The 12,025-nt window shown below is 62.2% G+C and carries 6 protein-coding genes; 4 read left to right on the forward strand and 2 right to left on the reverse strand.

The window, feature by feature from the left end:
- Window position 1 precedes the first annotated feature (1 nt).
- The gene (locus tag HDE80_RS06045) at window positions 2-2,485 is read right to left on the reverse strand and encodes a TonB-dependent receptor (protein WP_184668757.1); all 2,484 of its coding nucleotides are present in this window, start codon (window positions 2,483-2,485) and stop codon (window positions 2-4) included.
- A gap of 135 nt (window positions 2,486-2,620) precedes the next feature.
- Window positions 2,621-3,817, reverse strand: a complete 1,197-nt coding sequence (locus HDE80_RS06050) for a cation:proton antiporter (protein WP_184668759.1) — start codon at window positions 3,815-3,817, stop codon at window positions 2,621-2,623.
- A 358-nt stretch (window positions 3,818-4,175) separates the two neighbouring features.
- Here HDE80_RS06050 and HDE80_RS06055 point away from each other — a divergent pair, with 358 nt between their 5' ends.
- The 4 genes from HDE80_RS06055 (at window position 4,176) to HDE80_RS06070 (ending at window position 12,002) form a co-directional block, all read left to right on the forward strand.
- On the forward strand, window positions 4,176-7,478 hold the full coding sequence (locus tag HDE80_RS06055) for a transglutaminase family protein (protein ID WP_184668761.1): 3,303 nt from the start codon (window positions 4,176-4,178) through the stop codon (window positions 7,476-7,478).
- A 115-nt stretch (window positions 7,479-7,593) separates the two neighbouring features.
- A complete protein-coding gene (locus tag HDE80_RS06060) occupies window positions 7,594-8,343 on the forward strand; it encodes a sulfite exporter TauE/SafE family protein (protein ID WP_184668763.1) in 750 nt (249 codons plus the stop codon).
- 186 nt (window positions 8,344-8,529) lie between these two features.
- On the forward strand, window positions 8,530-11,028 hold the full coding sequence (locus tag HDE80_RS06065; RefSeq protein ID WP_221437434.1) for a circularly permuted type 2 ATP-grasp protein: 2,499 nt from the start codon (window positions 8,530-8,532) through the stop codon (window positions 11,026-11,028).
- Window positions 11,029-11,048: 20 nt separating this feature from the next.
- Window positions 11,049-12,002, forward strand: coding sequence for a transglutaminase family protein (locus tag HDE80_RS06070; protein WP_184668765.1), 954 nt, complete (start codon window positions 11,049-11,051; stop codon window positions 12,000-12,002).
- Window positions 12,003-12,025: the final 23 nt, after the last annotated feature.

Below are 12,025 nucleotides of genomic sequence, written 5' to 3' on the forward strand. Positions count from 1 at the left end.
TCTAAAAGAAGCTCGCAGAGAACGTCACGAAAAACTGCCGTGGCGGAATCGGATAAGTGTTGTAGGTTCCCGATGCCGCTCCGACCACCACCTCGTAGGCACCCTTCTTCTGTAGCAGGTTGCTGACGTTCAAGCTGATCTTGGCGTCGTGCAGAATCCCGAAGGAACCCGGTATCGCATAGCTGGCCTGCGCGCTGAGCAGAAAGTAGCTCGGTACCGACAAATCGTTGGTATAAGTCGCATAAACCTTGCCGACATAGTCACCGACCAACTGCCCGCTGATCGCACCGTAGTTCGCGCTGAGGATGAACTTGTTCAACCACTCCGGGCTGCCCGGCACATTCTTGCCTGAGGTCGGCACGACCGTAGTGCCGCTGAGATAGTTGTCGTTGTACTGCGACTGGTTGTACGACAGCGCATCGTAAAAGCTGAAGTGATCGCCAAAGTGCAACGTGCCCGCGATATCCACGCCGTTGGTCGTCACGCTGCCCACGTTGGCGATGATTGGCGCACCACCGACGATGGACGAAATCACCGGCGTCGGGCTGATCGACAGCAGGCGGTTGGAGAAGTCGACGTGATAGACGCTGACCTGGCCGTCTATACCGCTGATCGGACCGAAATTGAAATCATGCTGCGAACGCAGGCCCAGCTCTTCGGTCCATGAAGTTTCCGGCGATACGTTCTGCTTGAACTGCTCGAACGCGGCCTGGCTACCCAGGCTCCACGGTGACAGTCCACCCGCACCGTAGGTAATGAACTGGCGCGTGTTTTTCTGGACGTTGGCGAACAGCTGATCCTGGCTGGTGATATCCCAGGTCGCGCCGATCTGCGGCAGAAACTTCTGACGCGTATCGATCGTGCCTACCGGCAGCTGGGTGACACCTACCGTCGAACCCGGCAGCGGCTGCGTTGGCACCTGGCCATTGGCGAACTGGAAGCTCGATTTGAAGCCGGCCTGCAGGGTGATCTCCGGCGTAATGAACCACTGGTCGGACACGTACGGCTGCACGACCTGCGTACGATTCTCGACGTTGTACTGTGTGATCAGCGGCTGCAGGCTGTCGTTGGGACGCTGATACGGCGACGTTGGATCGTTGACGTCAAGCGCATACCAGCGACGGTACTGGCCCGAACGATTCAGCTCATACCAGACACCCGCATCAAGCTGGTTGTTGCCGGCCACCCAGTCCACACTGGAGAGAAAGCCGCGACGATTGATGTCGTATTCGGTCGTGCGCGTGGCGTAACCCGAATTGCCGAATACCTGCTTGAGGTTCTGACCCGGGTAGTAAACGCTGAATAATGCGGGCAACCCGGCCACCTGGATCGGACCGGCGACCACACCGACGCCGTCATTGTGGTGGTAGTAAATCTGGTTGGACCAGGTGACGCCATCACTGATTTTCCAGTCGTATTTGGCATACGTCAGATAATCGGTGCGCTGGGCGTCGCTGTAGTAGTTGCGATAGTTGTTGCCCGCCGACGCGGGCGGCGCGCCATTGGCGCCAAGGTAGGCCAGCGCATAGGGAAAGTTCGGATAAGTGAAAGCACGGGTATAGGGCAGCACCGTGCCCTGTCCTGCAGCCGTGCCGTGATAAATGCTGTCCTCGTTTGGCTCGACCTTGTCCGAGTAATCGGCAAACAGGGTGAGCTTGCCATTGCTGTCGTCATGGACGAATTTGCCGTCAGCCTGCACACCGCGCTGATGACCAGCGAAATCCCATGCGCGCTGGTCCTGATTGACGATCGAGCCATAGGCCGAGTTGCCGTCGCCGAAGTTGCCTGTGTCGTAACGCAGATATGTGCGCGTCGCCGAGTAGCTGCCGAAGGTCTGCGCAAACTTGAGGCCCGCTTCCTTGGCCGGATCGCTGGAAAGCGTGGTGACCGTACCGCCCAGATTGGAGGTCGACGCTGTCGACAGGTCGCCTGCACCGGATGCCAGAGTCACCGAGCCGACGTCTTCGCTGATCACCGCTCGCTGCGGCGACAGACCGTTGTAGTTGCCGTACTGCTGATCGCCCAGCGGTACGCCATCCATCGTGTAGCCCAACTGCTGCGTGCTGAAACCATGCACGAACAGCTGCGTGTTCTGCTCGTTGTTGCCCCACGGATCGGCCGTGAGATAGAGCACGCCAGGCAGGGTCTGGATCGCTTTCAACGGGCTGGCGCCGGGCTGGATTTTCTGGATTTCCTTGCCGGTCAGCGACACCGCCGAGCGCGTGCTCTTGGCGCTTACGACTACCGAGTCGAGCTGCTTGGCCGACGCGCTGGAACTGGATGCCGGGGCGTCCTGTGCAGCCGTCGGAGCGGCTGCAGGCGCAACGCCTGCCGGGGTGACATCGGCGGGCGTCGCCAGCACTTCGGTCGCGCCCACGTTGGTGGCAATCCATGGCGCGGTTATCAAGGCGGTGGCGATGGCGGCGGCGAGCAGCCGGGCACGGTACGGCCGCACGAAAGATCGCGCGGGTTCTAACTTCAACATTTTGCGGCCTCCAATGACGCGGCCGGCACAACGCACGGCCGCCATACAACGCCGGCCCTCAGGCCCGACGCAACATCCTGCGAATGCTAGGCAGGCGGTATGTCATGGCGACTCAATTAAAGTTACAAAACGATGTTACCGACCTGGCAGCGACCGCTCGCGCGCCAGCCGCGGGCTCACCATCGGCACAGTCAACATGGTGCTGACCACCGCCATCAATAGCAGCGCGGTAAAGGTGGCGCTGGTGATCAGGTGGCGATCAAGCAGGATGTTGACGAAGATGATCATGATCAGCGCCTTGGTTTGCAGCAGCCAGCCGACGATCCACGCATCACCCTTCGGCCAACCCAGCCAACGGCCGGCCAAATGGATGCCAGTCAACTTGCCGGCGACGCCCGCCATCAGCAGCAGCGCGGCGGCGATGAACACGGCACCGCCGCCCACCGTCCAGTTGGTGCGCAGCCCGGTCGACAAAAAGAACACTGGCATCACCACCAGCAGCACGTGTTTGCGCAGCAGATCCATATGCTCCTGATTGAACCACTGCCGGTCGATCACCGCACCGGATAAAAATGCACCCACCATGAAATGCAGGCCGGCGCGATCTGCCGCAAAACCACAGGCGGCCAGCCAGATCAAACCGACGTACCAACGGTCCGATTCCGGCATCCATTGCATCAGCCTGCGGAATAACCAGGCGGCCGGCGCAAATAGCAGCAGAAACAACAGCTGCAGGCCGACCCGATGCCAGTCGAGCAGGATCAGCGCCAGCACGCCCCAGATCGCGAGGTCATCCAGGCTGGCGTAACGCAACACGCGCTGTCCCAACGGCGCACGCATGATTTCCAGTTTTTCCATCAGCAGCAGCAGGATAGGCAGCGCCGTCACCGCACAGGCCATGCCGACACCCAGCAGAAACTGCCACGGCGCCGCGGCTTCGCCGATCCAGCCCTCGCGCCAAACCAGCAGCCCGGCAGCCGCCGCGCTACCAAAGATCAGCGGCACGCCCAGCGCCAGGCCGGCGGTAATGCCGCACTCGCGCCGCTGCACCCATACCTGCTTCAAGTCCAGCTCGATGCCAGCTATCCACACAAACACCATCACCGCCCACCACGCGATGCCGTTGAGCGCCTGAATCACCGGCGGACTGAATACCGCCGCGTAGTAGGCGGGAAACGCCGCGCCGAGAATGCCCGGCCCCAGCAGGATGCCGGTGATGATCTGCACCACCACCAGCGGTGCGTAGTAATCCAAGCGGCCCAGCCGCCAGATCAGGTACGGCACGCCGAAGATGATCGTCATCGCGATCAGGAAAATATCGGTGCTGTTCATCACTCACCCCAGGATGCGCCAGCCGGCGCGCAAGCGTGTTGAGCGTAGCGGAAATACGTGCCGCGCATTCCCCGTTCGTCCGTGGTCCAACGCAATTACGGTTGCTGCTGACACGACCTCTTGGTACAACAACATTGCGCATCGACTTGTTGTGTCGGACTGGGCGGACGAATGCGCGAAACGCACCGCGATAGTCTGCTCACACGATGACCAGTAAGGTAACCAAACCGATGATCCGATGCCGGGCTGGCAATAACTCAGCCTTGGCAACGTCGGGTCGCGATCTACAGATTCGGCTGCATCAGAAAATCATTCCGCGCGGGCCTCCTTCAGTCCCCACCACGCCTATCGAGATCCCATGTCGATCCATGTCGCCCTGACCCACATCACGCATTACCGCTACGACCGTTCGGTGAAGCTCGGGCCGCAGGTAGTGCGGCTGCGCCCTGCCCCGCACAGCCGCACGCCGATCCTCAGCTATTTGCTGAAGGTCGATCCAGCCAAGCACTTCGTGAACTGGCAGCAGGATCCGCAAGGCAACTGGCTGGCGCGGCTGGTGTTCCCCGAGCCGACGCGCGAGTTGCGCATCGAGGTCGATCTGGTCGCCGAGCTGTCGGTGATCAACCCGTTCGACTTTTTTCTCGAGCCCTACGCCGAGACCATTCCGTTCCCGTACGACCCGGAACAGAACGAGGAGCTGGCGCCGTACCTCAAGACGCTGCCGATGACGCCGCTGTTCGAGCGCTATCTGGCCAAGGTGCCGCGCGAACCACTGCGCAGCGTGGATTTTCTGGTCGCGCTGAACCAGATGGTCCAGGGCGACGTCAGCTACCTGATCCGCATGGAACCCGGCGTGCAAACGCCAGAAGAAACCCTCACTAACGGCTCGGGTTCCTGCCGCGATTCGGCTTGGCTGCTGGTGCAATTGCTGCGCCATCTCGGGCTGGCCGCACGCTTCGTCTCCGGTTATCTGATCCAGCTGGTGCCCGACGTCAAATCGCTGGACGGTCCATCGGGTACCACGGTCGACTTCACCGACCTGCACGCCTGGTGCGAGGTCTACCTGCCTGGCGCAGGCTGGATCGGTCTGGACCCGACCTCGGGCCTGTTTGCCGGCGAAGGTCATATTCCGCTGGCAGCTACACCCGAACCCGCCTCGGCCGCACCGATCAGTGGTGGCGTCGACGAGAGCGAGGTCGAGTTCGAGCACATCATGCGGATCGAACGCGTATGGGAAGCCCCGCGCGTCACCAAGCCATATACCGAAGAGCAGTGGCAGACGATCGAGACACTCGGCCATCGCATCGACGACGATCTGGAAAAGCTCGACGTGCGCCTGACCATGGGCGGCGAGCCGACCTTCGTGGCGATGGACGATCCCGATGGCGCCGAGTGGAACATCGCCGCGCTAGGCCCGACCAAGCGCAAGCTGGCCGGCGAGCTATTCCACAAGCTGCGCGACAAGTACGCGCCGCATGGCATGGTGCATTTCGGCCAGGGCAAGTGGTATCCGGGCGAGCAGTTGCCGCGCTGGTCGCTCAACTGTTTCTGGCGCCGCGACGGCGAGCCGCTGTGGAGCGATCCATCGCTGCATGCCGACGAGCGCAAGCCCGGCAAGGCCGATACGGCTCTGGCCGAGCGCTTTCTGCACGGTGTGGCCAAGGCGCTGGGCGTGCAGCCCGACCATGTGTTCCCCGCGTACGAGGACAGCTTCTATTACCTGTGGCGCGAACGTCAGCTGCCGATCAATGTCGACCCCATCGACTCCAAGCTCGACGATGCACTGGAGCGCAAGCGTCTGGCCAAGGTATTTGGGCAAGGGCTAAATAAGGTCGTCGGCCACGTGCTGCCCGTTTCGCGCAATAGCGACGGCCAGTGGAAAAGCAGTCCATGGTATCTGCGCAGCGAACATTGCTATCTGGTGCCCGGCGATTCGCCGCTGGGCTATCGCCTGCCGCTGGATTCGCAGCCGTGGGTGAGGAAAATCGATTTCCCGTTTGTCATTCCGCCCGACCCTTCGCGCCCCGTGCTCAAACTGCCGAGTGCCAAAGCGCTGAAAAAGCAGCTGCTGCCGATCGAGAGCGGCGTCGCATTGAGTGGCCATGTCACCGCCACTGAAGACGCGCCACCAGCGGTCGGTGAATCGGCCGACAACATCGCCCGCCGCGCGCTGTGCGCCGAAGCGCGCGACGGCATCCTTTATCTGTTCATGCCGCCCACCGATGAGCTGGACGATTACGTGGCGATCGTCGCCGCGATCGAAGCCACTGCCGCTGCACTGAAAACGCCGGTGATACTGGAAGGCTATGAGCCACCGCGCGACCCGCGCATCAACCAGTTCCGCGTCACGCCGGACCCGGGCGTGATCGAAGTGAACATCCATCCGGCTACCGGCTGGGACGATCTGGTCGAGCGCACCACGCATTTGTACGACACTGCGCGCGAAACGCGGCTGATCACCGAGAAGTTCATGCTCGACGGTCGACACACCGGCACTGGCGGCGGCAACCACTTCACCCTGGGCGCCGCGCAGACGCTGGACTCGCCGTTCCTGCGCCGACCCGATTTGTTGCGCAGCCTGATCTCGTACTGGAACAACCACCCATCGCTGTCGTTCCTGTTTTCCGGCCTGTTCATCGGACCGACCAGCCAGGCACCGCGCATCGATGAAGCGCGCAACGATTCGATCTACGAACTGGAAATCGCCTTCCGGCAAATGCCCTCGCCCGGCGGTGATATCGAGCCGTGGGTCGTCGATCGCCTGCTGCGCAATCTGCTGATCGACGTCACCGGCAACACCCATCGCGCCGAGTTCTGCATCGACAAGCTGTATTCACCCGACAGCGCCACCGGCCGTCTCGGCCTGCTGGAAATGCGCGCCTTCGAAATGCCGCCGCACGCGCGCATGTCGCTCGCCCAGCAACTGTTGATCCGCGCACTGATCGCGCGCTTCTGGAAAGAACCCTACGCACCACCGCGACTGATGCGCTGGGGCACCGAGTTGCATGACCGCTTCATGCTGCCGCACTTCGTCAAGCAAGACCTGGCCGACGTGCTTGAGGAAACCCGTAACGCCGGCTATCCGATCGACTTGGCATGGTTCGCACCGCACTTCGAATTCCGCTTCCCCAAGGTCGGCGACTTCGCCAGCCTCGGCGTCGACGTGGATCTGCGTCACGCGCTGGAGCCGTGGCACGTGCTTGGCGAAGAGGGCTCGGCCGGCGGCAACGTGCGCTACGTCGACGCCTCGGTCGAACGCATGCAGGTCAAAGTGCGTGGCATGGTCGGCGATCGCTACGTAATCACCTGCAACGGCCGCAGCCTGCCGCTATCGTCCACCGGCGACATCGGCGAATTCGTTGCCGGCGTGCGCTACAAGGCCTGGCAGCCGCCGACCAGTTTGCATCCCACCATCCCGGCCGACGCACCGCTGGTATTCGACCTGGTCGACACCTGGATGGACCGCAGCATGGGCGGCTGCCAGTACCACGTCTCGCACCCCGGCGGCCGCAGCTACGACGATTTCCCGGTCAACGCCTATGCCGCCGAAAGCCGCCGCCTCACCCGCTTCTTCCGCATCGGTCATACGCCGGGAAGGATCGGCGCACAGCCGGCCGATCGCAATCCAAATTTTCCGTTTACGCTGGATCTGCGGCGGTAGGACTATTCCAGCAAAGGACTTTGTATCGAGCCAGCCGTATCGTTTGACGAAATAATCGGAGCGCCTGGGCCTTGACGATCGAACAGCGAATACCGCCTCGCTTATGCTTCAGACCATGACCGCGACCACCCTCGGATTGCTTTTCATCGCCGGCCTCTGGGCCGGCGCGCAGAATGCGTTAGCCGGCGGCGGATCGTTCATCACCATTCCCGCCTTGATGCTTGCAGGCCTCGATGCACGGTCCGCCAACATCACCTCGTCAGTGGCGCTGTATCCAGGTCAGGTTGCCACCGGTTATGCCGGTCGGCGATTGATCGCCGATGCCGAAACGCTGTCGTTCAAGATGATGTGCGTGCTTGGTGCCAGTGGAGGACTGCTCGGCGCACTACTTCTGCTGTGGACGCCAAGCAACACGTTTAAATCCATGCTGCCTTGGCTCATCCTGTTCGCCACGGGCCTGTTCGCCTGGTCGGCCTTTGGTCGCGGCAGCACGAAGGAGAAAAGGAAGCCGGCACCGACCACGGTAGCGGTCGTCATCCAGAGCGCCATATCGATTTATGGCGGGTACTTCGGTGGCGGCCTGGGTTTCATGACGGTGGCCTCGCTCGGGCTGATGGGTCTTTCAGCGCGGCCAGCTTCGGCGACAAAAAATGCGCTCGCTGCCGTGATTAACACCGCCTCGCTGCTGGTCTTTCTTTTCTCTCCATCGCTGGTATGGATGCCTGCCTTGCTTCTGGCCGCAGGCGCCATCCTCGGTGGACTCCTTGGCGCATGGCTACTGCGACGTGTGCCAGAGAAGCTGCTGCGAATCCTTATCGTGATCATCGGCATCGTCCTGACCATAGGCTTATTCGTGACGCGATGACATGCATGCAAAGCAAGTGGCGAGCCATGAAAATGGCAATAGTCCTGCCGCATTAGGATCATGACGTTGGGATTCGCTCACGCTCATCCCAACCTACGATGGCTCGGACCTCTGCGTTAACCGATAATGACTCCGTGCTGTCACTTGCCTGCAGTTTCTCTAAACTGCAGGCCATACGTTTCCTTCATGGCATTGATGAACACCGACGCCTACCAGCCGCATCGCGATCGCTACGACGAGATGCTTCACGCCAATGGCGTGTCGCGACCGCACTGGCGACCGCTGTTGACGCATCTGCGCGAGACCACGGCGGCGCAAATGCGCCAGCGGCAGGAGTTTGTGCGTAGCCAGGTGCTGGAGAACGGCGTTACGTACAATATGTATGCGTCGACCCAGGGCGCGGCGCGGCCGTGGGATCTCGACCCGCTGCCGTTGCTGCTACCGGCCAGCGAATGGTCCGATCTCGCCACTGCTGTTGCTCAACGTGCACGACTGCTGGATGCCGTGCTGGCCGATCTGTATGGCCCTCAGGCGCTGCTGGCCGAGGGGCTGATACCACCAGCAACGGTTTACGGACACCCCGATTTCCTGTGGCCGTGCCGTGGACTGAAGCCACCGGGCGGCCGTTTTCTGCATCTTTACGCAGTGGATCTGGCACGCTCCGCCGATGGCCAGTGGTGGGTGATCGGCGATCGCGCGCAGGCACCTTCGGGGGCAGGCTACGCGCTGGAAAACCGGCTGATCGTCTCGCATGCATTTCCCGAGCTGTTTCGCGATCTGAAGGTGCAGCATCTCGCCGAATTTTTCCGCGCGCTACGGCAAAACCTCAACCAGCATGCACCGCATGACGAGGGCGAGACGCCCCTGATGGTGTTGCTGACACCCGGTCCGTTCAACGAAACCTATTTCGAGCACGCCTACCTCGCGCGCTACCTCGGCTTTCCGCTGGTCGAAGGTCAGGATCTCACCGTGCGTGGCGAGACGGTATACCTGAAAACACTGACCGGCCTGCAACGCGTGCACGCGATTCTGCGCCGGCTCGACGACGACTACTGCGATCCGCTGGAGCTGCGTGGCGACTCCGCGCTGGGCGTACCCGGCCTGCTGCAGGTCGCGCGAGCTGGTCGCGTGCTGATCGCCAACGCACCGGGCAGCGGACTGGTGGAATCGGGTGCGATCGCCGCGTTTCTGCCACGCGTCTGCGAGCGCCTGCTGGGCGAGCCGTTGGCGATGCCGGCAGTGGCCAGCTGGTGGTGCGGCGAGCCGTCGGCACTGGATTATGTGATCGAGCATCTGGACGAGCTGGTGATCAAGCCGGCTTACCCTTCGACCACGCATCGACCGATGCTGGGGCGCGATATGCGCGGCAAGGCACGCGCGGCGCTGATCCTGCGCCTGCGCAAGCAGCCGCGCGCATGGGTGGCACAGGAAATCGTGCGGCTATCGCAGGTGCCAGTGATTTCGCACGAACATCATCTGGCCGCGCGGCCGGTCGGCCTGCGCATGTATGCCACGGCGAACACCGAGGGGGGCTACACAGTGATGCCCGGTGGTCTGGCGCGCGTGGCCGGCACGCCGGTGGCGCAGATGATCAGCATGCAGCGCGGCGGCGGCAGCAAGGACACATGGGTACTATCCGAAGTCGCGGTCAGTCACTTCAGCCTGCTGGCCAACACGATTACCGCGCGCAATTTGGTGCGTAGTCCGTCCAATCTTTCATCGCGCGTAGTGGAAAACCTGTTCTGGTTTGGTCGCTACACCAGTCGCTGCGACGACAGCGCGCGACTGCTGCGCATCACGCTCACGCGATTCACAGATACGGGTGCACCGGCCACGCGCGCATCGGCACTGCTGCTTTGCAAGGAGCTGGGTCTTTTTTCGCCGCCGGAAAAAGACGAGCCTGAGCCGACACCCGAAGATGCCATCTGGACGGCTATCTGCGATGAGAAGCGCGTCGAAAGCCTGACCGCCAACCTACGTCACCTGGCTTGGACCGGCACGCAGATTCGCGAGCATCTGTCGCTGGACAACTGGCTGGTGCTCAATCATCTGCCACATCCACCGACGATCGAAACACGCAAGAAATCCGGTCTCGGCGCAACGCTGGACTATCTCGACAGCAGCCTGATTCTCGGCGTGGGCCTGTCGGGCTTCGCGATGGATGGCATGACGCGCGACAACGGCTGGCGCTTCCTGATGATCGGTCGTCATCTGGAACGGTTGGCCTTCATGGCATCGGCTACCGCGTGTTTTCTGCATCACGGGTTGGATCAGGGCTGGCATAGCCTGGACTGGCTGCTGGAAGTGGCCGACAGCAGCATCACCTATCGCAGCCGCTACCGCGCGCAGGCCGAGCTGCTGCCGATGCTCGACCTGGTGGTGTTCGATGACACCAACCCGCATGGCGTGGTGTTTCAGCTACGCCAGCTGCTGATCCACCTCGGTGAGTTGTCTGCTGATCTCGGCGGTAACCATCACGCACTCGCCGACGAGCTGCAGGCCGTGCTGCAGCAATACACGGACTTCGATCTGGCTACGCTTGAGCGGCCTGAGGCGAACGTCTATCTCGCGCTGGCCGAACTGCTCGAGCGAACGACGCGTGCGGCGCGTGAATTGTCCGATGTACTGGCCGCGCGCCACTTCACCCACGTCGGCGAACTCAGTCGGCAGACGCTGGCCGCTTGAGAGGCTGCTATCGTTCGCATATGGCACGTTACAGGGTTACTCACGACACGCATTATCAGTACGACGCGCCGGTGGCGCTGTCGCGCCAGCTGCTGCACCTGACGCCGCGCGAGCTGCCACGGCAGCAGTGCCTAGAGCATCGCCGGCAGGTCATTCCGGAACCGAGCTTTCAACTCGAACATCTGGATGCCTTCGGCAACGTCGCCGCGATGATGGCATTCGAGGCACCACACGACGAGCTGTGGGTGCGCACCGAAAGTATCGTCGAGGTGTTTTCGCCAGAGCCGTCCACGTTCGCCGAAACGCCCGCCTGGGAAAGCGTGCGCAATCGCCTGCACTACCATGCCGGCGTAGCGCCTTCACCAATCACCCTCGCCGCCTTGCAGTATCGCTTTGGCTCGCCGTATGGGCGGATCAAGCGCCGCTTCGCGATCTATGCAGCAGACTGTTTCCCACCGGGCCGGTCACTACTGGATGGCGTGATCGCGCTGAATGGAAAAATCCACCGGGATTTCAAGTTCGACCCCGAAGCCACCACCGTCGCTACGCCGGTTTCCGACGTGCTCACCCGACGCCGTGGCGTGTGCCAGGACTTCGCCCATGTGATGGTGTCGTGCCTGCGCTCGATCGGTCTGGCGGCTCGATACGTCAGCGGCTATATCCTCACCACGCCGCCGCCAGGGCAGCAGCGACTGATCGGCGCCGATGCCTCGCACGCCTGGGTATCCGTATGGTGCCCCGGCGAAGACGAAAACCGCTGGCTCGACGCCGATCCCACCAACAACCTGCTGCCCGGGAGCCAACACGTCACGCTCGCCTGGGGCCGCGACTTCGGCGACGTCTCACCGCTGCGCGGGGTGATCCTCGGCGGCGGCGAACAGGAGTTGAAAGTCAGCGTCACCATGCTGCCTTTGGACGAACTGCCGCTGGATGGTGCAACGAATGACGCGTTGGCGCAGTGGCAGACGCAGTGATCCGTTTCCAAACCTCACAAGCC

Source organism: Rhodanobacter sp. A1T4 (assembly GCF_014207185.1).
Lineage (GTDB): Bacteria > Pseudomonadota > Gammaproteobacteria > Xanthomonadales > Rhodanobacteraceae > Rhodanobacter.